The sequence below is a fragment of the Acidipila rosea genome, assembly GCF_004339725.1.
GTDB classification, from domain to species: domain Bacteria; phylum Acidobacteriota; class Terriglobia; order Terriglobales; family Acidobacteriaceae; genus Acidipila; species Acidipila rosea.
On the sequence record NZ_SMGK01000001.1, the window covers coordinates 980,057 to 1,003,028 of the forward strand.

General features: G+C 56.5%; 16 protein-coding genes. 6 read left to right on the forward strand and 10 right to left on the reverse strand.

Annotated features, from left to right (window positions below; genetic code table 11):
* Positions 1 to 35: 35 nt before the first annotated feature.
* On the forward strand, positions 36 to 1,001 hold the full coding sequence (locus C7378_RS04065) for an alpha-E domain-containing protein (RefSeq protein WP_131992024.1): 966 nt from the start codon (positions 36 to 38) through the stop codon (positions 999 to 1,001).
* 11 nt (positions 1,002 to 1,012) lie between these two features.
* The gene (locus C7378_RS04070) at positions 1,013 to 1,993 is read left to right on the forward strand and encodes a transglutaminase family protein (protein WP_424221128.1); all 981 of its coding nucleotides are present in this window, start codon (positions 1,013 to 1,015) and stop codon (positions 1,991 to 1,993) included.
* 132 nt (positions 1,994 to 2,125) lie between these two features.
* On the opposite strand, the gene C7378_RS04075 is transcribed toward C7378_RS04070, so the two are convergent.
* From C7378_RS04075 to C7378_RS04085, 3 genes are all read right to left on the reverse strand, one after another.
* Positions 2,126 to 3,733, reverse strand: a complete 1,608-nt coding sequence (locus C7378_RS04075) for an ABC-F family ATP-binding cassette domain-containing protein (RefSeq protein WP_131992027.1) — start codon at positions 3,731 to 3,733, stop codon at positions 2,126 to 2,128.
* A 132-nt stretch (positions 3,734 to 3,865) separates the two neighbouring features.
* Complete coding sequence (gene feoB, locus C7378_RS04080; protein ID WP_131992030.1) at positions 3,866 to 5,746, reverse strand: ferrous iron transporter B; 1,881 nt, start codon at positions 5,744 to 5,746, stop codon at positions 3,866 to 3,868.
* The gene (locus C7378_RS04085; RefSeq protein ID WP_243648053.1) at positions 5,743 to 5,976 is read right to left on the reverse strand and encodes a FeoA family protein; all 234 of its coding nucleotides are present in this window, start codon (positions 5,974 to 5,976) and stop codon (positions 5,743 to 5,745) included. The genes feoB and C7378_RS04085 overlap by 4 nt, the downstream gene beginning before the upstream one ends.
* A 327-nt stretch (positions 5,977 to 6,303) precedes the next feature.
* Here C7378_RS04085 and C7378_RS04090 point away from each other — a divergent pair, with 327 nt between their 5' ends.
* Positions 6,304 to 8,754, forward strand: coding sequence for an ABC transporter permease (locus C7378_RS04090; protein WP_131992033.1), 2,451 nt, complete (start codon positions 6,304 to 6,306; stop codon positions 8,752 to 8,754).
* A gap of 31 nt (positions 8,755 to 8,785) precedes the next feature.
* Entirely contained in the window at positions 8,786 to 9,289 is a 504-nt protein-coding gene (locus tag C7378_RS04095; protein ID WP_165876636.1) for an ABC transporter permease, read from the forward strand.
* 12 nt (positions 9,290 to 9,301) lie between these two features.
* Here C7378_RS04095 and C7378_RS04100 read toward each other — a convergent pair whose 3' ends face one another.
* Positions 9,302 to 11,683 carry a plasma-membrane proton-efflux P-type ATPase gene (locus C7378_RS04100; RefSeq protein WP_131992039.1) on the reverse strand — a complete coding sequence of 794 codons (2,382 nt, stop codon included), beginning with the start codon at positions 11,681 to 11,683 and terminating at the stop codon, positions 9,302 to 9,304.
* Between the two features lie 175 nt (positions 11,684 to 11,858).
* On the opposite strand from C7378_RS04100, the gene C7378_RS04105 reads away from it, so the two are divergent.
* Positions 11,859 to 12,941 carry a VWA domain-containing protein gene (locus tag C7378_RS04105; RefSeq protein WP_131992042.1) on the forward strand — a complete coding sequence of 361 codons (1,083 nt, stop codon included), beginning with the start codon at positions 11,859 to 11,861 and terminating at the stop codon, positions 12,939 to 12,941.
* 42 nt (positions 12,942 to 12,983) lie between these two features.
* Here the strand turns inward: C7378_RS04105 and C7378_RS04110 are convergent, their stop codons facing one another.
* From C7378_RS04110 to eat, 6 genes are all read right to left on the reverse strand, one after another.
* On the reverse strand, positions 12,984 to 13,355 hold the full coding sequence (locus C7378_RS04110) for a DUF779 domain-containing protein (protein ID WP_131992045.1): 372 nt from the start codon (positions 13,353 to 13,355) through the stop codon (positions 12,984 to 12,986).
* Positions 13,356 to 13,434: 79 nt separating this feature from the next.
* Positions 13,435 to 14,967 carry an acetaldehyde dehydrogenase ExaC gene (gene exaC / locus C7378_RS04115; RefSeq protein WP_131992048.1) on the reverse strand — a complete coding sequence of 511 codons (1,533 nt, stop codon included), beginning with the start codon at positions 14,965 to 14,967 and terminating at the stop codon, positions 13,435 to 13,437.
* A 174-nt stretch (positions 14,968 to 15,141) separates the two neighbouring features.
* Positions 15,142 to 17,853, reverse strand: coding sequence for a bifunctional YncE family protein/alkaline phosphatase family protein (locus tag C7378_RS04120; protein WP_131992051.1), 2,712 nt, complete (start codon positions 17,851 to 17,853; stop codon positions 15,142 to 15,144).
* Positions 17,854 to 17,963: 110 nt separating this feature from the next.
* Positions 17,964 to 18,749 (reverse strand): ethanolamine ammonia-lyase subunit EutC, encoded by a 786-nt coding sequence (eutC, locus tag C7378_RS04125; protein ID WP_165876637.1) that lies wholly within the window; start codon positions 18,747 to 18,749, stop codon positions 17,964 to 17,966.
* Complete coding sequence (locus C7378_RS04130) at positions 18,746 to 20,143, reverse strand: ethanolamine ammonia-lyase subunit EutB (RefSeq protein WP_131992054.1); 1,398 nt, start codon at positions 20,141 to 20,143, stop codon at positions 18,746 to 18,748. The genes eutC and C7378_RS04130 overlap by 4 nt, the downstream gene beginning before the upstream one ends.
* The gene (gene eat / locus C7378_RS04135; RefSeq protein WP_131992058.1) at positions 20,140 to 21,588 is read right to left on the reverse strand and encodes an ethanolamine permease; all 1,449 of its coding nucleotides are present in this window, start codon (positions 21,586 to 21,588) and stop codon (positions 20,140 to 20,142) included. Before eat ends, C7378_RS04130 begins: the two co-directional genes overlap by 4 nt.
* A gap of 607 nt (positions 21,589 to 22,195) precedes the next feature.
* On the opposite strand from eat, the gene C7378_RS04140 reads away from it, so the two are divergent.
* Positions 22,196 to 22,957: a DeoR/GlpR family DNA-binding transcription regulator gene (locus tag C7378_RS04140; protein WP_131992061.1), complete on the forward strand. Its 762-nt coding sequence runs from the start codon at positions 22,196 to 22,198 to the stop codon at positions 22,955 to 22,957.
* Positions 22,958 to 22,972 lie beyond the last annotated feature (15 nt).

The following is a 22,972-nucleotide window of genomic DNA, read 5'->3' on the forward strand; positions in this document are numbered from 1 at the left end:
AGCGCTGCAACTGTCAAGGAAAGAGAGAGGTAGCAATGCTTTCGCGCGTAGCAGACAGCCTCTACTGGACGAGCCGATATCTCGAACGGGCCGAGCATACCGTGCGCATCCTCGACGTGAACATAGGTCTCATGCTCGATAAGTCGCAGACCAGCGCGGAGCGCCGCTGGCGACGCGTGTTGGCCGCCCTGGGGCATCCCACCAAGGTTGAGTGGAGCGACGACGCTTATGCTCTGGTCCATACACTGTGTTTCGATACTTCAAGGCCTGCATCCGTAACAGCATGCATCATCTCTGCACGCGAAAATGCGCGTCAGATCCGCGAAGAAATTTCAAGTGAACAATGGCAGAGGCTTAACCGCCTCTTCCATGAGATCGCCAAGCTTCGCACGCCTGTGCCATCGGATCTGCAGATGGCCGAGTTTCTGCCCGCTGTCATCGATGGCATCCACCTCTTTCAGGGCGTCTCAGACACGACGCTAAGTCATGGCGAAGGATGGCAATTTCTTCAACTTGGGCGATTTCTGGAGCGTGCATCCGTCATTGCTACCTTGCTTGAGGTTTACCACCGCGACGTCTTCATGATGGATGAAGAAGACACCATCGATGCATATGAATACCTTGAGTGGATAGGTCTGCTGCGCACCTGTACTGCCTTTGAGGCCTATTGCAAGGTATATACGGCTGATCTCACCTATGAGCGTATCCTTGAGTTCCTGCTATTGAACGCTGAGTTTCCTCACTCGCTGCGCTATTCCATTGATAGGGTTTATGCGGCGCTTGAAGCTGTGGAGCAGCAGACGCGTGGTCAGCATGCGAGTGAACTGATGCGCATCGCCGGACGGTTGAAAGCTCAACTAAGCTATAGCCGGATGCAGGAAATACTCGAGCAGGATACGGGTCGATATCTGCGTAGCGTCCTTGAACAATGCTGGCAGATTCATGCCGCTATCTACGAGGTTTATATCCAGTATTCAGTGCAGACGGCGTTGGCCGTTTAGAGGGCTTGCAAATGGTGTTCTATTCCATCCGTCACCTGACTAAATATGTCTACAGCCAGCCGGTAAGCGAGAGCGTGATGGAGGTGCGCATGCACCCCCGTAGCGATAGCAACCAGCGCTGCCTTAGCTTTACGCTATCGGTAAGCCCCCGCTGCCGTGTCTTCTCCTATCGCGACCACCTCGCAAATAATATTCATCACTTCGACATTCCCGGGCAGCATTCGCAGCTTGTCATTGTTGCCGAATCGTTAGTGGAGCAACAGCCTCTCGCAGGTATTCCACTGTCTCTGGGACCGGACTCATGGCAGGAGCTGGATGCCTTGATCGCTGAAGGCGATTATTGGGAGATGCTTCTGCCCAGCGAATTCACGACACCTACAGCTGACCTGCTTCAATTGGCCAATAGGTTGAACGTCGTTCGTCGCGATGATCCACTCAGCCTCCTGCACGAAATAAAGCACGGCATATACGAACACTTCGACTACACCCCGCGCAGTACCCGGGTGGATTCGCCAATCGACGAAGCATTGCTCTCCCGGAATGGCGTGTGCCAGGACTTTGCCCACATCATGATTGCATTGGTGCGCCATGTTGGGATTCCTTGTCGCTATGTAAGCGGCTATTTGTATCACGGAAAAGAGAGTCACGACCGCTCAACAACAGATGCTACTCACGCGTGGGTGGAAGCGTTACTGCCTCAACTGGGTTGGGTTGGCTTTGACCCGACTAACGACCTGATTGCGGGTGACAGGCACATCCGTACGGCGCTCGGCCGTGACTATGCAGATGTACCTCCCACGGGCGGCATATTCCGCGGCAGAACATCGAGCGAGATGTATGTCGCAGTGCAGGTAAATGCGTCCCAGACTGCGCCCTCCCTCGATCAGGAGATGCCCATTCCCGAGGACTGGTCGATCCTTGTGGAGCGGGCCCAGGCGCCACCGCCTCCAGCTGAACCCCTGCTGCAACTGCAACAGGCCCAGCAGCAGTAGCTAACCAACTTCGTGCATAATCAGGGAGAGATTTCCGCATATAGCTTCACCGGGTATCGATGCGGCCACCAGAAAATGCAGTGGCGAAGCGTCGAGTCTGACGCTTCGCCATTGAGGTTCCGTGCGAGGTGATTAGCGGTTAGCTGCAGACGCTGCTGCGTATTCCTCATATGGACCTTTGAAGTCTTCGATAGAACCATTTTCAAAGTGCCAGATGCGAGTACCAACCTCCTCGATCAGGTCATGATCGTGAGTCACTAACAGGACAGTACCTTCATACTTCTGCAGGGCCAGGTTCAGCGCATTGATGGACTCGAGATCGAGGTGGTTCGTTGGTTCGTCAAGGATAAGAATGTTAGGCTTTTGCAGCATCAGCTTGCAGAAGAGTAGTCTCGCTGCTTCGCCTCCGGACAGTGCGCTCGTCGGTTTCAACCCCTCTTCACCGCTGAAGAGCATCTGGCCAAGCAGACCGCGAATGTCCTCCTTCGTTGCCTTTGGGTCGAATTGATAGAGCCAGTCGAAGACCGTCGTGCCATGTTCGATGGCGCCTGTGTGGTCCTGCGGGAAGTAGCCAATCTGCGCTTCGTGGCCCCACTTCACCGTCCCTCCATCCAGCGAAAAGCCCTTTTCGTTCAGGTCAGGCAATTCAGCCAGCAAGGACTTGAGCAGGGTTGTTTTCCCCTGGCCATTGCGGCCCATCAGGCAGACCTTTTCTCCGCGCATCACTGAGCCGCTGAAGCCATCAATTACGCTTTGTCCGTCATAGGCCTTGCAAACATTTTCAAATTCAAGCGTATGTTTCCCTGATGGCCGCAACTGCTCAAAGCGCAGGTACGGGCGTTGAATATTTGAGCGCGCAAGGTCATTTGTCTGCAGGCGTTCAACTTCCTTTTTACGGCTTGTTACCTGGCTTGACCTGGTACCTGCTGCAAACCGCGCAATGAACTCGTTTAACTGGGAGATCTTCTTTTCGCGCTGTGCGTTCTCTGATTCCAGTCGCGAGCGAATCTGCGTTTTTGCGACCACCATGTCGTCGTACCCACCCGTGTAGGTGATGATCGTCTGATAGTCGATATCCGCTATGTGGGTGCAGACACTGTTCAGAAAGTGTCGGTCGTGCGAAATGGTAATGAGCGTTCCTTCAAAGCGCAGCAGGAAGTCCTGCAGCCAGTGGATCGAGTCAAGATCAAGGTAGTTCGTCGGCTCATCGAGCAGGAGCGCCTGTGGCTTTCCGAAAAGCGCCTGTGCCAGCAGGACGCGAACCTTCTGGCCGCCCTGCAACTCGCCCATCTTCCGTTCATGAACGTCATCTGGAATATCGAGACCTTGTAGAAGAATGGCTGCATCACTTTCCGCCGTATAGCCATCCTCCTCGCCGACAATGCCTTCGAGTTCGCCCAGGCGCATGCCGTCGGCGTCCGTCAATTCAGCTTTCTCGTAGATGCGGTCACGCTCTTCCATCGCCGCCCACAGCGGCTTGTTTCCCATGATGACCGTATCGATCACTCGATAGGCGTCGAACGCATATTGGTCCTGGCGCAGAACGCCCAGCTTCTTGGGGCGCACTACATTACCCTTCTGCGCATCAATTTCGCCCGTCAGAACCTTCATGAAGGTTGACTTGCCTGCCCCGTTGGGGCCGGTGAGGCCGTAGCGGCGCCCCGCGATGAAGGTGACTGTTACATCCTCAAAGAGGATCTTTGAGCCATACCGCATACTTACGTTGTTGACAGAAATCATGATTATTCTCTTCTTGCCCCGTTACGCTGAAGCGCTTCACCGGCGTGCTGGTTGAGCAGGCACAGGAATGCACGCTACTATCACTTCATTTGCAAGGATATTTCGGAGGCGTCTGGTCTAGCTTCAAGAATACTAGAAAATCCGCGATACAAGCACGTTTGTCAACAACGCGCCCACATAGGCCAGCACGCTCATATACGCGAACTGCAGTGCCGGCCATTTCCAGCTGTTTGTTTCCCGCTTCACGATCGCGAGTGTGGAGGTGCACTGCATCGCGAAGGCAAAAAAGACCACCAGCGCCATCGCTCCCCCGAGCGTCAGATCGTGCCGCAGAGCCGCCTGCAGGCTGAGCGACTGGGTTGCCGGGTCCGCTCCGTAAAGAGTGCCGAGAGTGCCGACGATTACCTCGCGCGCAATTACAGAGCTAAGCAGCCCGATGCCTATCTTCCAGGTAAAGCCCAGAGGATGAATAGCGGGCTCGATCCAGCGTCCTATATGGCCGATGATGCTGTCCGGCAGGGAGGTGCCGAAAGGGATATGACTCAGCGCCCACAGAACCAACGTGACTGAGAGAATGACTGTGCCGGCCTGCTTGCAGAAGACCATGCCACGGTCGAAAAGGCGCAGACCCAGCGAGCGCAGCGTCGGTACTCGATACTGCGGCAGCTCCAGAATGAACGGAGCAGCCGAGGCCTTGAGGATGGAAGACTTCAACAGTCGGGCCGTCGCCAGTGCGGCTACAAAGCCAAGCAGATAGAGTGCCAGCATTACCGCTGCACGCATGCCAAAGAAGTTGCCAAGAATATGCTTGTTTGGAATGAACGCGGCGATCATCAGCGTGTAAATCGGCAGCCGTGCCGAACATGTCATGAATGGAGTAACGAGGATGGTCGCAAAGCGGTCGCGCTTATTTTCGATCGTGCGCGTGGCCATGATGGCCGGAACTGCACAGGCATATGCCGACAGCAGGGGAATGAAGGCCTTGCCGTTCAACCCGATTGTGCGCATGACGCGGTCAGCAATAAGAGCCGCGCGTGCCAGGTACCCTGAATCTTCAAGCACTCCTATAAAGAGAAACAGCAGCAGAATCTGCGGCAGGAATACCAGGATGGATGCAGCGCCCTTCCACACTCCATCGATCAGCAGGGATTCCATCCAGCCAGATCCCATCAGATGCCCCACGGCGTCGCCGCTCCGGTTGAGCAACTCCTGCATGCCGTCGCTCAACGGCTGCCCAAGTGTGAAGACAACTTGAAAGACGGCGATCACAACCGCTAGAAAAACCAGCGGCCCGGAGATTCGCCCCAGGAGAACGGAATCGAGCCTCCGCGTCCATGTGGAGGAGATAGGAGCCTTGTACTTTGTTCGGGTACTGATGCCGGTTGCCCATTGCCGATAGCTGCGGGCATTTCCCACGACGGGCAGTTCCAGCTGGGGTGCGCTGTTTGCGCTATGTTGATTCAGAAAGTGGGTGATCGCGTCCAACCCTGTACCGCGAGCTGCGCTGATCTTCGCTACTGGAACGCCCAGCTCCTGGGCCAGGGCCAGCGTATCTACGACGCCTCCGCGCGCCTCCATCACGTCGCTCATATTCAGCAACAGAAGAACAGGCAGCCCCAGCGCAAGCACCGGCGCCGCCAGCATCAGTTGCCGCTCCAGATGCAGGGAATCAAGGACCAGCAGCACCGCATCGGGCGCGGGTGTGCCGGGCATTTTTCCGGTTAGTACCTCGATTGCAACCCGCGCGTCTTCAGAATAAGAGTTGAGACTGTAGATCCCAGGCAAGTCGATCAGGGTCAGGTCGCTGCGGTCTATGCCGCTCATCTTGCCGAAATGCTGCTCCACGGTCACGCCCGGGTAGTTGGCGACCTTTTGACGCAGCCCAGTCAGACGGTTGAAGAGCGTCGACTTGCCGGAGTTCGGCGGTCCCACCAGCGCTACCGTCTTTACCTTGCCAGGAATGCGCGGCGTTGGGTCGAGATCCACTGTCTGGGGAGTGCAGCAGCTGCTCATTTCACCTGTCCCTTATCTTCACGAACGCGAATCCACTGCGCCGTTTCGCGCCGCAGCGCGACCTCGAAACCCGCGATCGAGTAGACCGTTGGATCGCCGGCCGGCGCCCGCCGCACAGCCAGTACTCTTGCCTCTGGCACAAATCCCATATGCATTAAATGATGCTGTACCTCTTCGGGAAGCTCCAGGTCTTCGACCACGCCGCTTCTGCCCGTCTTCAGCTCGCTCAATGCAATCAATGCTTTCCCCGAGTAGTGGAACGTTTCTTCCCGCACGGGGAATGACGAATAAAACACTCAACTACCATCATATCGCAAATACGACCTTTTTAATCGTATATGAGTATGCAGGTCCGGTGCAGTGATGGCTATCACAAATGACGAGCCCCCAAAATCAGCGGGGCCATTCGTCTGGAGACTGTCCATTTCTGGACAGCCTCTGTCCGGAAATGGACGCCCAAGCTCAGGAGGCTGTGCTTTGGTGGCTGATTATAAAGCGGTTACAGCTGCTCAACGTTGGCACGCTGATTGCCGTCTTGCAACATCGAGGTCTCCGTGATGCTTCGGCAAAGTCTCCAATCCGCTGTTCGCCAACTTCGTAAAAGCCCGGGCTATTCGATTGCAGTCATTCTGACGCTGGCCCTCGGCATCGGCGTCAATACGGCTGTCTTCAGCATGGTAGATGGATTCCTGCTCCGGCAGTTGCCCTATCCTGAGCCGCAGCGCCTGGGTGCGCTGATTACCCACGAGCAGGGAATTTCCCCGCGGACGCACCGCTTTGTCCACGAAGAAGATGACAGCCATGACCTCAAGGATTGGCGGGCAATTACGGAGAATGTGCCCTCCCTTTTGGCCGCAACCAGTCAGGAAGGAAGCGACGGCATCAATCTCACGACCGGAGCGACGGTGCGATATGTCGAGGGCACACGCGTCTCCGCCCATTACTTTGATGTTCTAGGTATCAAGCCGATGCTGGGTCGATCCTTCACGCAGGAGGAGGACATGCCAGGTGGCCCTGAAGCTGTCGTGCTGAGCTATGGCTTGTGGCAATCTACATTCGATGCGAACCCGGCCATTCTCGGCAAGACTATCACCCTCAGGGGTGCACCCTACACCGTGGTAGGAGTTCTGCCGCGCGGCGCACAGATGCCGACGGCCGCGCAGCTATGGGTTCCCCAACGTCCCGGCGATCCACACGGTGAGTGCGGCGGCAACAACTGCGCCATCTACGTCAGGCTCAAGCCCGGCGCTACCTGGGAGCAGGTAAGAGCGCAACTCAGCCATGTCCGTGTCCCAGCCTTCGATGAAATCCCCTCCAGCTATCACGGCGCAGGCTGGTTTTATGTGCAGCCTCTTCAGCGCGAACTCGCCGGGGACATGCGTGACCAGATTCGCGTCCTTATGGTGGCGGTGGGCCTTATCCTTCTCATCGCCTGCGGCAATCTTGCTGGATTGGCACTCGTGCGCATATCGCGCCGCACGCAGGAGCTTGCTACTCGCCTCGCCCTTGGCGCAGGACGATGGGCTGTTCTCTTCCAGCTTTGGACTGAGAGCCTGGTCCTGTCTCTGCTGGGCGCAACGGTTGGTGTGGCCTTTGCGTGGCTCATCCTGCTCAGTGTGGCAAGGCTGGTGCCCACATTCATGATTCCGATCGGAGGCTTCACGCTCGATGAGCGGGTACTCGCCTTCGCAACAGTCGCGTCGATAGGCACGAGCCTGCTCTTTGGTGCGCTGCCTTCGCTCGCAACGCGGCGCGTCGATATCCGCACCGCTCTCGCATCGGGCAGCCGCAACGTAGCCGGCCAGCAGGGCCGCCTGCGCCAATGGCTTATCGGCGCTGAGGTCGCACTAACGGTTGTCTTGCTTGCAGGCGCAGGCCTGCTGGTGCGCACCCTTATCCATCTGGAAACTCTGCCACCCGGCTTTAATCCGGACAACGTGATGACCGCCAAGGCCTCACTCGATGACGCCCGCTACCATCAAGCCGCAGCTTTTCAGTCGCTATTGACGAAAAGCATAGCGGACATGAAACAGATTTCGGGCGTGAGAAGCGCTGCCGTTGCTCTGAGCCTGCCTTATGAGCGCGGACTCAACGATGGAATCAAGTTTATTGACGGGCCCCCCGCCGGTACCGAAGAGGGCATCAGCACGGTCTGGGTTACGCCCGAATATTTTGACGTATTGCGCATCCCTGTCCTCTCCGGACGCACCTTTCGTGACAGCGATACGGATAGCTCCGAGGGCGTGTTGGTAGTGAATGCAGCCTTTGGGCGCAAGTTCTATCACAATCCGAATCCTCTTGGGCGGCATCTGCAACTTGGAAAGAAGAGCTTCACCATCGTTGGTGTTGTGGGCGACGTCGCGAAAGCGCCCGGTATTGTTAGGGATGTTCCACTCTCGACGGAGCCTGTTTATTACACCGCCGCTGCCCAGACAAGTCAGCAAACCATCAATTTGGCCAATGTCTGGTTCCAGCCAAGTTGGATTGTCCGCACCCGCGGTGCGATCTCTGGGTTGACAGCAGAGATGCAGCAGGCTCTGGCCAAGGCCGATCCCGCGCTGCCCTTTTCCGGCTTCTATTCAATGAGCGAGATTGAGGCGCAGCAGTTGCAACAGCAGCGGATAGAAGTCACTTTGCTCAGCACACTTGCGGGGCTGGCGTTACTGCTCTCGGCCATCGGCATCTATTCTCTGGTTTCGAACATCGTCGTCCAGCGAACTCGCGAGATAGGCATCCGTATCGCATTAGGTTCAACCACACGCAAAGCGATGGCTACTGTCGGGGCCTCTGGCATGATTTCCGCCCTGTCTGGCACAGCCGCGGGCATTCTCCTGTCTTTCTTCACATTGCGCGTGCTCAAGAGCCAGATCTACGGCATCAGCGAATATGACCCCATGACTCTGATCGCTGTGCCGATTCTGTTGATGATGATTGCCTTCGCGGCAAGCGTGCTGCCGGCGATGCGGGTTTCAAAGATCGATCCGGCCCAGACCCTGCGCAGCGAGTAGGAACGCTGTTCCTGGAAATGAGGATAGAACGGTGTTTAACTATTTTCGGTATGCTTTGCGCCAACTTCGCAAGTCCTTAGGCTTCACGCTGACCGCTGTGCTGACGCTTGCCATTGGCATAGGTGGAGTGGCTGCAGCCTTCTCTATCGTCTACGCAGTTTTGATGAGGCCATTGCCTTATGCTGAGCCGTCGCAGCTTGTCCGCATTCACGAAGGCATCAGGCACTTTTTCGAGCAGGGCGAGCTTTCGCCTCCTGATGTACTCACCTTTCAGCATGATAGCCTGGCCTTCTCCTCGGTTGCAGGCTTCACAAATGCAAGCTATGAGCTAACGGGCGACAACATTCAACAGCCCATCAGAGCTAAGGCTGAACGCGTATCTGCAACATTCTTTCCGCTGCTCGGGGCCCATCCGCTGCTCGGTCGCAACTTTACCCGAAGTGAGGACAGCAACTCTGCAGCAGTTGTCGTTCTCAGCTATCCTCTGTGGCAAAATCAGCTTCACTCCGATCCTGGAGTGCTGCGAAGCGAGTGATCCTGTCCAACCCTATGCAATCTGCAAAAGCCTGAAGAGTGGAACCTTAACAAGGTCCAATAGAAAGGCGAAGAAGAGCGCTGCAAGAAGCGTTCCTCCCACAAGTGCTATCGGTAAAGACTGAATCGCAATTCCTCGAATGGCGAGGATGGAGATGATCAGGATGTCGCCGATAGAGGCGATCACCATCCAGATGCCTGGTCGTGAGCGCCACATGCGATCTCGCTCGCGAATCGAATACAGGGTTGCCTCACTGCCGAATACCAGTGCCACCATTGCGAAGGTCTGAAGCGCGCGAATGTCCATCCGGAGCCAGTACGCGCCTATGAGCAGTGCCCCAGTAGCGAAGGCGAGCAGGCAGCTCCCAAGTACTGATCCCGCAATCGTCAGTTTGCCTATCTGCCATTTGTTGGGCGCGGCTGATTGCCGCACATTATCGGCCGTGACTGACATTCCCAGAAAGTCGCCTGTAATCATGATGATCACCATGAGCATTGGTGTCAGGACTGCGTGTCCTGTAATGATCAGGCCTATGGCCAGGAATATTACGTTCACTATCTTCTTCGTGACAGAGTTGAGTGTGTAGGTGAGGATGCGCTGGAAGGCAGATCGGCCTTCCTTGACCGCAGCCACGATGCCGTCGAGGCCAGCCGTCGTCAGCACAATGCCTGCCGCTGATTTCGCCACATCCGTGGCAGTGGATACGGCAACACCTATCTGAGCCTGTCGAAGAGCAGGAGCATCGTTGGCTCCATCCCCACACATCCCCACCGTGTGGCCTGTCCGTTGAAAAGCCTTTACAAGGTCAAACTTGCCCTCGGGGAAAATGCCCGCGAAGACTGCGAAGTCCTCCGGACGAAGCTTTTCTGGGAGTGGTCCGGGCGGACAGACAGGACCATTCAGTCCCACTGCGCGGGCGACACTCCCAGCGGTAGCCGGTGCGTCACCAGTCACCATGATCGTACGCACACCAAGGGTTTTCAGCTCCGCAATGAGTGCAGCAGAGTCGGACCGCGGCGGGTCACTCAGGGCGATGAGTCCTGCCAGCTGCATCGCGCCTTCAGCTCCTGCTGCCACTGCTAGAACCCTGTAACCCTGCTTCTCCAGTTCATCGACTGCAGTTTCTGCATCTGACGTCGCGTGCGTTAGAGCAGCGATAGTGCTGTACGCGCCTTTAACCACGCGTAAGGGGACACCGTCTCGATCAATCGCATGTGCCTCTGACATCTTTTTAGCCGGATCGAAGGGGATAAAGTTAACTAGCTTCGGCAGCTTCGATTCGGGTCGGCTCTTCGCTGCGGCGCGGATCGCAGCATCGACGGGATCCTGGCCGCCCTCCGCGCTGGCCAGAGTGGCTAAGCCCAGTACGTAAGCCTCATCATGGCCCGACATCGTCCGAACGTTGTTCACCGATAGTTCATTGCGAGTGAGAGTACCCGTCTTGTCTGAGCAAAGCACATCCATGGAGGCTGCTTCATCGATAGCGGAGAGCCGCGTCGGAAGAACGCCGCGCTTGGCCAGGGATCTCGCACTTAAAGCGGTCGCAAGCGTAAACGTAGCTGGCAAGGCTACAGGAATCGCAGCCAGTACAGCGGTCAAGATGAGCGGGATAGTTTCATTCCACTGCATGCCATGGAGGGTCGCGTAGATCACCAGCGCCACGATGACTACGCCGTTGAAGAGTGCAAGGTTGCGCACCACCCGAAGGACTGCCTTCTGCTGAGAACTCACAACATGGGCCGAGCGAACCAGCTCGGCCGTACGGCCAAACTTGGTCCGCACACCCGTCTGTGTAACGATCGCTGTGGCTTCGCCGCGCCGCACAAGGGCTCCTGCGTAGCTCTCTGTGCCAGCGCCCGACTCCACAGGTACTGATTCTCCCGTGAGCATGGATTGGTCCAGAAGAACCGAACCATCGATAATCCTGACATCTGCCGCAACGACGGCGCCGAGCGACAGTTTGACCGTGTCACCAGGCACCAGCTCGGCCGCCGGTACGATTGTCCAGACCCCATCCCGCCGGACAGACGCATTCAGTGCCAGCCGTGACTTCAAGGCTGCGAGCGTCGCCTGTGCTTTTCCTTCCTGAAAGAAACCAAGGGCGGCGTTGAACAGCAGCAGGGACGCTATGACAGCTGCCTCGGTAAACTTATGCAGCACGAGCTGAAGAAGGATCGCAGCCTCGAGCATCCATGGAACCGGGGCCCACAGCTTGTCTATGATTCTCCGCAGCGGGTGGTACTTCGTCTCCGCCATGGAGTTTGGCCCTACCTGCTTCAATCGTTCTCGAGCCTCGGCGCTCGACAGGCCCGTGAGCGCCGCATCGGGATCGATTGCCGTTGTCTTAGGAATCGCGGGCTCTTGGGGCCTGGATGTCGTACCGCTGAAAGTCATAGATATGGGTCCCCTTGCTGGCAAATGGGCCTGTTAGATGAAAGCGCTACCATTACTCTGTTCTCGGTTCCATCTCCTGTCGCAGCGCAGGCGTGTACGGACGTGAAATGTTTTATACATGCTAGGCATCTCCCAGATAAGATAATCTGCGTCTATATAGACTGGAGACTTATTCATGCGCTATTCCAGGCGTCTTGCCTTGGCTGTCTGCACTCTCTCTGTTAGCGCCACACTTGCCACCGCGCAAGTAGCAGCCGCAGCCCCCAAATCTTCCGTTCCAATAACTGCTCCAGTCTCCACGGCAGGTACTCTTGATCTCGACGTGGTTGTATCCGGCCATAATGGCAAGCCTATCAGTGGACTTCAGCAGCAGGACTTCACGGTCTACATGGATAAAAAGCAGCAACCCATCACCAGCTTCCGCGCAGTGGAGGCAACCGCTACCAGTGCAGCGCCCATTGAAACGATACTCCTCATCGATACCGTAAACACGCGCTTTAGCAATGTGGCTTATGAGCGCCAGCAAGTCGATCAATTCCTCAAACGGAACAACGGCAAGCTGAGCCAGCCCATCACGCTGGTTATCCTTGGGGACAAAGGCATCCAGATAACTCCCCAAGCTTCTCGTGACGGCAACCAGCTCGCTGCTTTTCTCGACAAGGCAGAGATTGCTATCCGTGACATCGGCCGCGAGGCCGGCTTTTATGGATGGACGGAAGAGTTCCAGCTCTCTGCGAGCGGGCTGGAACGCCTTGCTGCCTATGAGCAGACTCGTCCCGGTCGCAAGCTTCTCATCTGGATATCCCCCGGCTGGCCTCTCCTGTCGGGCCCGGAGGTCGAGCTTAGTTATAAGGATCAGGAAGGGCTTTTTGCTTCTCTCGTAGGCCTATCAGCTTCGCTGCGCAAGGCTCGAATTACGCTTTCCAGCGTAGATCCCTTGGGCACCGCCGATGGTGTGAGCTATCGCACTACCTTCTATGAGGAGTTCACCAAGGGCGTTCCCTCCGCCAAGAAGATGCAGATTGGCAATCTCGCCTTGCAGGTGCTCGCGTTGCAGTCAGGAGGCCGGGTTCTCAACTCGAATAATGATGTTGCCGGGGAGATTGCAACCGCAGCTTCTGATGCCGATGCTTTCTACATCCTTAAAATCAACTCGCCCGCAGCAGAACACCCGAATGACTATCGTGATATCTCGGTAAAAGTAGACAAGCCAGGCCTCACAGCTCGCACTCGAACTGGCTACTACGCGCAGCCTTGAGTGGGACGAGCTTTTCAGCGAGGCGGTTTGAGTGTTCAGACTTTAGATCAGATTCGCCTCGCGAAGCTCGTTGATCTCGTCCGGCGTGAAGACGCGCGACCGAATGAGAAACCTCACTCCCTCGGGATTCTCCAGTGAGAACATGCCTCCGCGTCCCGGCACCACGTCCAGAATGAGTTGTGTGTGTTTCCAGTATTCGAACTGGGATTGGTTCATATAGAAGGGCACTTCAGCAATCGTGCCGAGGAAGTGATCGCTGTCGCCGAGCAGAAACTCGCCCTGAGCAAAACACATCGGTGAAGATCCGTCGCAGCATCCGCCGGATTGATGAAACATGAGCGGACCATGCTTCGCGCGGAGTTTTGCAATGAGGGCTTCCGCCGCCGGAGTTACGAGAATTTGTGGTGGAGGCATAGAGGTTGGTGGAATCTATCTGCTTTCGGATGCCTGTTCCCGCAGGAGCCAGGCACCCGAAAATATCTGGAGTTGTGGGTTAGAAAAATCCCATCGCCTTCGGGCTATAGCTGATGAGCTGATTCTTCGTCTGTTGATAATGCTCAAGCATCATCTTGTGATTCTCGCGGCCGATGCCCGATTGCTTGTAGCCTCCAAAAGCCGCATGCGCAGGATACAGGTGATAGCAGTTTGTCCATACGCGTCCTGCCTGGATGCCCCGGCCAAACTTGTACGCGCGATTGATATTGCGAGTCCACACACCGGAGCCAAGCCCGTAGAGCGTATCGTTCGCAATGCTCAACGCGTCTTCCTCGTTCTTGAAGCTGGTTACAGACACGACAGGACCGAAAATCTCTTCTTGGAAGATTCGCATCTTGTTGTGCCCTTCGAAGATCGTCGGTTCAATATAGAATCCTCCCGCCGGACCAGCTTCGGAGCGCTTGCCTCCAGTAATCACCTTTGCGCCCTCCTGCTTTCCAATGTCGAAGTAGGAAAGTATCTTCTCCATCTGTTCCGTTGAGGCCTGCGCCCCGATCATCGTTTCTTTGTCCAGAGGATTGCCCTGCCGTATCGCCTTCACCCGGGCCGTGGCTCTCGCCATGAATTTGTCATAGATTGACTCCTCGATGAGAGCGCGAGATGGGCATGTGCAAACCTCGCCCTGATTCAGGGCGAACATCGCGAAGCCCTCCAGGCACTTATCAAAGAAGTCGTCATCCTCGTTCATAACATCGGCGAAGAAGATATTCGGAGACTTGCCGCCCAGTTCAAGGGTGACCGGGATAATATTCTGCGAAGCATACTGCATGATTAACCGGCCAGTGGTCGTTTCACCGGTAAATGCGACTTTATTGACCCGCGGTGACGATGCCAGTGGCTTGCCCGCCTCAAGCCCAAAGCCGTTCACAACATTGAGCACGCCAGGAGGCAATAGATCGGCGATCAACTCCACCAGGGTAAGAATCGACAGAGGCGTCTGCTCCGCCGGCTTCAGTACTACTGCATTGCCTGCGGCCAGGGCGGGAGCCAGCTTCCATGCCGCCATCAGCAAGGGAAAGTTCCATGGAATGATCAGGGCAACCACGCCCAGTGGTTCGTGGTAGTGGTAAGCGATCGTCTCATGATCGATTTCTGAGATTCCGCCTTCCTGAGCACGGATGCACCCGCCGAAGTACCGAAAATGATCGACACATAGGGGCAGATCAGCGGCCATCGTCTCGCGAATTGGCTTGCCATTATCCCAGGTCTCGACTGTCGCCAGATATTCGAGATTGTCTTCAATTCGCTGAGCGATCTGCTCCAGAATGCGAGCCCTTGCAGTTGTAGAGGTGCGTCCCCATGCTTCGCGAGCTGCATGAGCCGCATCGATTGCCTTGTTGACGTCTGCTGCGTTCGAGCGGGGCACATCGCAGAGCACCTGCCCGGTCACTGGCGTTACATTTTCGAAATACTGGCCGTCGGTGGGAGGTGTCCATTCACCGTTAATAAAGTTTTCATAGCGCTTTTTGAGATGGATGGGACGGCCATAAGTTTCCGGTGTGATCTGCTTGGTAGGTGCAAGAGTGGCCATGATGGCTCCTTTGGTGCGATGCTGCAAAAGCGAAGCTCGCTGCGCGACTCAAGGCTACACCCGTCCATCAGCTTCTGGCGAGAGCTTTCAACACCAGCAAAAGTGTCTTCAGCTCTTCGCCCCGTCTGGGCGGAAAAGCCCGCAACCACACGCTCTGGATGCGGGGCCACTTTCTTACTCCGCAGGAGACGGCTTCTTCGTTGAAGAGTGCGCATGCCTTGATCTTGATCTTGCCTCTGAGAGATTGAGATCTTGCGGATCGTCGCAATCCACTAACTCGGCAGCCTCTTCCTTGGTTTTAGGCCGGGCAATGCGTGCCTTTTCCGGTTGAAAGACTCGCGGATCGGCTGGCACCGCGTTATAAGGTCGCAGATCGAGCTGCTTGGTAAACATGGTGCTGAGATCAGCGGAAAGGCCGTCTTCAAGATTCAGCGGGCCTGTCCCCAGCAATTCATAAACGGTGCGCAGAATGCTGGACATGCTCGTATGTCGGTGATCCACATACCCGGGACGCACCGATGGACCCATTACCAGCAATACGCTTCGATGGGCGTCCACATGGTCCACTCCTCCCTGCGCGTCATCTTCCGTCACAAATACAGCACTGTCTTTCCAGATGCGGCTGTGGGAGAGGAAATCGACAATCTTCCCCAGCGCCAGATCATTGTCTGCGACATAGGAAGCGCGATAAGGATATCCATCCGCGGTTCGCGGGCTGGCTGTGTGATCGACCGGCAGGCGAATCACCACCAGCGAGGGCACGCTTCCGGCCGCGATCTTTCGTGAGAAATCTCTCCGGAATTCTTCATAGCGGAACTGGTCCGGGATGCCAAGGTTAAAGGTAGGGAATCGGCGATCGGTGTGTGCGAAGAGCGGCGCAGGCAGCGGTGCGTTGAGCACCAGTCGCTGACCCTCCGGCGCGGAGCCATCGATTTCTTCGCCACCTTCCAACTCCAGGCCTTCTCCATAGTTGAAGATGGTCCGGTGGTGGCTGGCAATGTGCTCCCACATCGAACCATACTCCGGTTCATCTTCGGGCATCGGAGCATCGGCGCCACCGCCAAGTGCGCGGCGTCCCGGCGCCTCACTGGCAGGGTCTTCCCGGCGTCTGCCACCATAGTTCGAGGACCACGCGAGATCAAGCCACGGACTCGGCGCTATTCCTACTACCCAACGATGGCCATCTGCGGAAACATCGCTGTCGGCAAAGAAGTTGTCGCTTATGGCAAATCGTTCGGCCAGTGCGTGAGCATTCGGCGTGACTGCAACGCCCCCCTTTAGAACAGGCTTCTCCGTAGTCCAGCCCTTCATTCCATAGCGCGCAAGATTTGGGTTGCCGTTCGCATTCGGCAGGTCGCCGAGAATCTCATCGAAGGTGCGGTTTTCACGAATGATGAGAAAAACATGGTGAACAGCGGGCAGCGCTTCGGTTGGCCGCACTGCTGCCTGATTGTCTGCGATGACAGCGTGGGTCATCTCTTCAAGCTTGGTAGAGCTAACCGGCAACTGAATCGTCGAAAGGCTGCCATGCTCCAGTTCTCCAACATAAGTACCCGGTGCAGGCTCGCGCACCGCATCGCTTCCATTTGGTCCCGAGCCCTGGCCTCGCGCATTCACCACATAGAGCGTGCGGCCGTCAGGCGCTATTGCCAGCGCGGAAGGAAACCATCCAACCGGCATCTGACCAAGCAATTGCCTCTTATGTGTATCGATTACGGCAACCGCATTGATACCTGCCTCTGCGACATAAAGATGGTCCCCTGATAATGCCATCCCGGCAGGAATCACACCCCGCAGCGGCCGCCCGGAATCATCCTTTAGGTCGCGGCTTGTAAAAGGGGAAAGCGGGATCGTTTGCTCCAGAGCAGATCCATCTCCGCGCACCACGGCCACTGCATCTTCGTGCGCCAGCGCCACGTAGACGTTTTGCGAGTCAGATGCAAGTCCAGAAGGCGACGCTCCGCCGACGACACCCTTGCCTGAACCGGTGATGAGTGCCCCTAGCCGCAGCCTGGCCGTGACTTCAGGGTGCAGACGGTCAGCGATGTTATAGGTCCAGAGAGAGCTCCCGCGCGCATCGTTGGGATCGCCCAGGCCCGGCACTTGGTGGCCCTCTGCGACGGTTCCGTTCTTCGCCTCTGGCGAGAGATTTGCGAAGGGTGGAAAGTGCAGCCCCGTTGTAAGCAGGTGCGCACGCTCTACGCCTGGAATTGGACGATATTCAAACAGCCCCGAGTTAGCGACATACATATGCCGTCCATCGGGGGACAACGCGAGGGTGAAAGGGTTCACCCCAGTGGGTACTGAGGCAATTCGCTTTCTGCTCGCTGTATCGATCAGGACCACGCGCCAGTTACCCTGATCCAGAACGTAAAGAGTTCGACCATCGCCACTCAGCACAAGTGCGGCGGCAAAGCTGTCTGAATAAGTACGCCCGGCAGTAGCGCCATCGAGCTGGACCGAGGCGATCTGGCGCCAACTGGCGGTATCGTAAATGGCGACTCGCCCATCGTCGCCAGTCGCATCAAAGAGTAGCCGCCCGTCAGGAGAGTAAGCCACCCCGGCATGCACGCGCACCGCTGGGTTGTTCGTCTGCCCCGGAGGAATCTGTTGGACGTTGGACCCGGAAGAGTCAGGATGGTCCAGGATATTCAGGGAGAATGGCCATCCAATCGAGGGAACTGTGAGCTGCGTTCCATCGGGACGCACAGCCACCGCATAGGCAAACGGTGCCAGAACAGTCCAGTTACCTGTTGGCGTAATGCTTCTTCCATTCGGAAGAACAACTCCTGAGGGCGGCTTATCTGTCGCGGTTGGAGCACAGACAGCGGAACTCCCGGCGAGCATGGCGCCCATCACAAATACGGCGAGACTGCGGAAAACCATTATGCGTCCTATCTAAAGAAAAGGGTTAAGATTCCCAGGCGGCAAATCTGGCAGCAGGACTTGAGCTGTTTCATCTGCAGCTTATGTCTGGCAGGTTTCACCCAGGTAAATTACGATATCGCCTTCTGGGCTCGCAGACCCTCATCCTCCAATGCAAGCAAGTCACTATGATCTTTGAGCAGTACGCCAGTTGTGCCAAGCTTTCGCGCGGACATTAGTAGGTAAGCGAGTTTCTTCGCAGCCATCTCATAGTTGAGGCCTTCCGGGCGCACATTGGAAATGCAATTCCGCTCAGCGTCCGTGCGTCCAGAGCGCGGTTGGGCAGTGAGATAGATGCCAAGGCTATCGGGCGAACTCATTCCAGGGCGCTCGCCAATCAGCACCACGACGAAAGCTGCTCTCAGGCACCCGCCAATCTCATCGCCCAGCGCGACCCGCGCCTGCTCGGCAACTACCACCGGTCCGATATTCCATCCCGGCAACTTAGCGGGCATCAACTCCAGCAAAGGAAAGGCGTGGCGTTCTGCTGCCAGGGCCGAAAGGCCGTCTGCGATCACAAACGCTATATCCGGCCGCTCATCGGCTTGCATCGCCTGCAGCTGTAACTTGCTTGGTTCATCGAGCATCCTGCCCCGATCTGGCCGGCGCAGGTATTCGCTGCGATCCGAAGCAGCGCTGTGCACCTTCAGCGCAGAAAATCCTGCTTCCTTCGCCCGTTCCAGGAGCAGATCAGCCTTCAGCACCTCGTGTACAGCATCTCTCGCCCGCGCCTGCGCGAGTTCAAAGTCAAGCAGCGCGTCCGTTGGCAAACTATCTCCCGCCCGCCCCAGCGCGATCCTTGCAGAGGTGAAGCGCCGCAGCTGCAGCCACGGGTCTTTCATGGGCTGCTTGGTCAATTGCCCTCCAGCATCTTGCTGGCATGGAGCATCAGTTGATTGCCAGAGGCAATCTGCCTCAGCTCTCCGCGCTCATCGGTCACGCCCATTCTTGCCAGCCATTCTTCAAACTCTGGTGCACGCCGCAGGCGCAGAATCCTGCGGGCATAGAGCGAATCATGAAAGGAGGTGCTTTGATAATTCAGCATGATGTCATCCGCTCCAGGCACCCCCATAATGAAGTGGACACCCGCGACAACCAGCAGCGTCAGGAGCGTATCCATGTCATCCTGATCTGCTTCAGCATGATTGGTGTAGCAGATGTCGCAGCCCATAGGCAGTCCGAGCAGCTTTCCGCAGAAATGGTCCTCCAGTCCGGCGCGTATGATCTGCTTGCCGTTGTAGAGGTACTCTGGCCCGATAAATCCAACCACGGTGTTTACCAGCAGAGGCCGAAACGCACGCGCCACTCCATAAGCACGCGCTTCGCAGGTCTGCTGATCAAGGCCGTGATGGGCGTTCGCGGAGAGCGCGCTGCCTTGTCCCGTCTCGAAGTACATCACGTTGTTCCCGACCGTGCCACGATGCAGGGATAGAGCGGCGTCCTGTGCTTCCCGCAACAGCCCAAGGTTGACTCCGAAGCTGGCGTTGGCGCGCTCCGTCCCGGCGATGGACTGAAAGACTAGATCCACAGGCGCGCCCTGCTCGACCGCCTCAATCGTATTGGTCACATGGGTCAACACGCATGACTGGGTAGGCACCTCATACCGCAGGCGGAAGTCGTCGATCATCTTCAGTAGCCTGACTACGATCGAGAGGCTGTCTGTTGCCGGATTGATTCCAATGACCGCATCGCCGCAGCCGAAGAGCAACCCTTCAAGCATCGACGCCCCGATTCCCGTGACGTCATCTGTCGGGTGATTCGGCTGCAGCCTCACCGACAAGCGCCCGGGCAGTCCAATCGTGTTGCGGAAGCGCGTAACCACATGACACTTTTGCGCAACGAGAATGAGGTCCTGATTGCGCATCAACTTGGATACAGCCGCTGCCATCTCAGGCATGATGCCCGGGGCGGCTTTCGCCAGTGTTTCTGTATCAGCCTCTGGACTCAGCAACCAGTTTCTCAAGTCCCCCACGGTCAAGTGGCTGATCTGCTGGAAGGCAATACTGTCATGCGTGTCGATGATCAGCCGCGTGACTTCATCGGTTTCATAGGGCACCAGTGTTTCGCTGAGGAAATACGAGAGTGGAAGCTCGACCAGCGCCATCCGGGCTGCGATGCGTTCTTCTTCAGATTCCGCAGCGATGCCTGCGAGGCTGTCGCCTGAGCGCGCCGGGCTGGCCTTCGCCAGCAGGGTCTTCAGGTCGTCGAAGAGGTAATTACGGCCGCCGCAACTCTGCGTGAACGAACTCATAAGGCTGGACCGTTCCCGCCATGTTCAGGCTGCAATTCCTGTTTATGCTCAAGCAGCAGGTCGAGCGGCACGACTGCGCGCTGGTGACCCGTCATGCGGAAGTAGATGTACCCGGCCAGCAGCAACCCAGCGAAAACAACTCCCACAAGCCAGTTGTAGTACAGCATGCTACCCATGCACACCAGAGCGCTAAGCAGCGCAAAGGCTGGAAAGTAGGGGAAGAACGGAGCCTTGAACGGCCGTTCCATCGTGGGCTCAGTGCGCCGCAGGCGAAACAGGGAAAGCATGCTGATGATATACATCAGAATTGCGCCGAACACTGACATCGTCACGATATTCGCCGTCAGAGTGTGCCCGCTGAATGTAATCAGTTCATCGCTGTAGATGGCGGCTATCCCGATCACGCCGCCAGCGATGATCGCACGATGAGGAGTCCGGAAGCGCGGATGCACCTTATCGAAGTAGCGGGGCAGATAACCGGCTCGCGCGAGGGCAAAGATCTGCCTGGAGTAGCCGAGGATTATTCCATGAAATGAGGCGATCAGCCCAAATAGTCCCAGCCATACGAGCATGTGTAGCCATCCGCTCTTTGCTCCTACGACGATCTTCATCGCCTGCGGCAGGGGGTCGTTGATATTAGCCAACTTCGTCCAATCTCCAGCGGCCCCTGCAAAAAGCATCACTCCAATCGCCAGCAGCACCAGTGTGCAGATGCCCGAGATGTACGCGATCGGGATTGAACGCTTCGGCTCCTTTGCTTCCTCTGCCGCCATTGCAACTCCTTCGATCGCCAGGAAAAACCAGATGGCGAAGGGAATCGCGGCAAACATGCCCGGCAGTGCGTGGAGGCTGAAGTGGTCGATGCCTGACCATCCGCCTTTTACAAAATGGGCGAGAGAGAACCCTGGTGAAACGACCAGCATGAAAACAATCAGTTCAAAGATCGCAAGCAGCGTGACGATAAGTTCAAATGCCGCCGCGATTTGTACTCCGACAATATTCAATGCCATGAAGACAACGTAGGTTCCCACTGCAGCGTGTTTTGGCGATAGCTCCGGGAACTGCACATTAAGGTAAGCACCGATAGCAAGAGCGATCGCTGGAGGTGCAAACACAAACTCAATCAGTGTTGCCGCGCCTGCAAGGTATCCCCCCAGCGGGCCGAAGGCATGATGAGCATAAGCGAATGGACCGCCAGCGTGGGGGATCGACGTGGTCAATTCCGTGAAGCTGAAAATAAAAGTGGCATACATCGCGGCCACCAGCATGGACGTCACTACAAATCCCAGTGTCCCCGCCGTAGCCCATCCATAACTCCAGCCAAAGTATTCACCGGATATGACTAGTCCGACCGCAATTCCCCAAAGTTGCCAGGGGCCAAGCGTCTGCTTGAGCCGTGTCTGCCCGGTTGGAGCAGCGTGTTGAGGAACCACTTCAGTATTCAAGCGTGTACCTTAGCCGGGATCGGTCCGGCATCGTTTGAGGGTAGCTCTGGCCGTCAGGCAAGAGCCTGGGAGAAGGGTTTCAGCCCTGCTCTTAATCAGGAGTTTAGTTGTACTTCGAAAATATGCCAGTAAAAAAGCGAGGCAAATTTCGGCACGTGCGCCCCATCTTCAGTCGCTGCTGACTTGAAGATGCAGCGACGCACTGTCTTCAGCTTGCGCCTACTCGTAAGCCGCGATTCAGCGACGTACTAGAACTGAATGTGTTTCTCTTGAACCGCTCGGAGATTTCCCTGGCTGGCGCTGGGCGCAACGCCGATCATCGCGATTGCCCCGGCGGTTGCCCATGCCGTCTTCCACCTGACGGCGGCAGCCATCCGCACATACGTGGGGAGAATCTTCCGCGCAGCGCATTGAGATTTCGCTTTAGATCGTTTTAAGTCAGATCAGAAGCATCAGCAGGGAATGGTAATTCCAAATCGGTAGAGTGCATAAGTGTACTTGTGCGATACTTCCCAGCAGTTGAAGTTGCGAGAGCAAGGGAGATCCGTAGGTCGATATGCGCAGGAAATCATCCGTACCTCTCACGCGCCCAGGAAATGGCGACCAGATGCTGATCGATGAGCGACGGCGGCATATCTATTCAATTCTGCAGAGCGAAGGGCGCATCCTGGTAGGTGAGGTAGCACAAAAGCTCGGGATATCGCAGATTACTATCCGAAAGGACCTTGATGCTCTTCAATCCAGGGGTTTGATTCTCCGCACGCACGGAGGAGCGTTACCAGCTCACTCGAGCGCTCTTCGGGATCCTTCCCTGCAGGAAAAGCAACTCCATCATCTGCATGAAAAACAGAAAATTGCCGAAGCGGCTGCCAGGCTGGTTCATGATGGTCAATGCGTGATGCTGGATTCCGGAACTACCACGACAGCAGTTGCACACGCGCTCAAGCGCTTTACTCAGCTCACGGTTATCACCAATGCTGTCAACATCGCAGCGGAACTCATGGGAACTAACTTCGACGTTATTCTTACCGGCGGGACGCTTCGTAAGAACTCCTTTTCGCTCGTAGGTCCATTGGCGGAAGACGTGCTTCAGGATATGCATGCAGACATCCTGTTTCTCGGGGTAGATGGCCTTGATCTTGAGGCAGGTTTAACAACCCCTAATCTCCTCGAATCACGTGTGAATCGCGCCATGGTTAAGGGCGCTCGTACAGTCGTGGCCGTGTGTGATTCAACCAAGTTCGCTCGCCGCAGCCTTTCCCGCATCGTTGCACTCTCTGAGATACATCATGTGATTACAGATCAGAATGCCTCACCGGACTTCATCGAGGCCTTGCGCGGTCAGAATCTTAAAGTCACACTCGTGTGATCATCAGACGTATCC

Bases quoted from the DNA above. Each gene is read 5' to 3' on its own strand.
- C7378_RS04065 (WP_131992024.1), top strand. From the start codon at position 36: ATGCTTTCGCGCGTAGCAGACAGCCTCTACTGGACGAGCCGATATCTC.
- C7378_RS04070 (WP_424221128.1), top strand. From the start codon at position 1,013: ATGGTGTTCTATTCCATCCGTCACCTGACTAAATATGTCTACAGCCAG.
- C7378_RS04075 (WP_131992027.1), bottom strand. From the start codon at position 3,733: ATGATTTCTGTCAACAACGTAAGTATGCGGTATGGCTCAAAGATCCTC.
- feoB (WP_131992030.1), bottom strand. From the start codon at position 5,746: ATGAGCAGCTGCTGCACTCCCCAGACAGTGGATCTCGACCCAACGCCG.
- C7378_RS04090 (WP_131992033.1), top strand. From the start codon at position 6,304: ATGCTTCGGCAAAGTCTCCAATCCGCTGTTCGCCAACTTCGTAAAAGC.
- C7378_RS04100 (WP_131992039.1), bottom strand. From the start codon at position 11,683: ATGACTTTCAGCGGTACGACATCCAGGCCCCAAGAGCCCGCGATTCCT.
- C7378_RS04105 (WP_131992042.1), top strand. From the start codon at position 11,859: ATGCGCTATTCCAGGCGTCTTGCCTTGGCTGTCTGCACTCTCTCTGTT.
- C7378_RS04110 (WP_131992045.1), bottom strand. From the start codon at position 13,355: ATGCCTCCACCACAAATTCTCGTAACTCCGGCGGCGGAAGCCCTCATT.
- exaC (WP_131992048.1), bottom strand. From the start codon at position 14,967: ATGGCCACTCTTGCACCTACCAAGCAGATCACACCGGAAACTTATGGC.
- C7378_RS04120 (WP_131992051.1), bottom strand. From the start codon at position 17,853: ATGGTTTTCCGCAGTCTCGCCGTATTTGTGATGGGCGCCATGCTCGCC.
- C7378_RS04130 (WP_131992054.1), bottom strand. From the start codon at position 20,143: ATGAGTTCGTTCACGCAGAGTTGCGGCGGCCGTAATTACCTCTTCGAC.
- C7378_RS04140 (WP_131992061.1), top strand. From the start codon at position 22,196: ATGCTGATCGATGAGCGACGGCGGCATATCTATTCAATTCTGCAGAGC.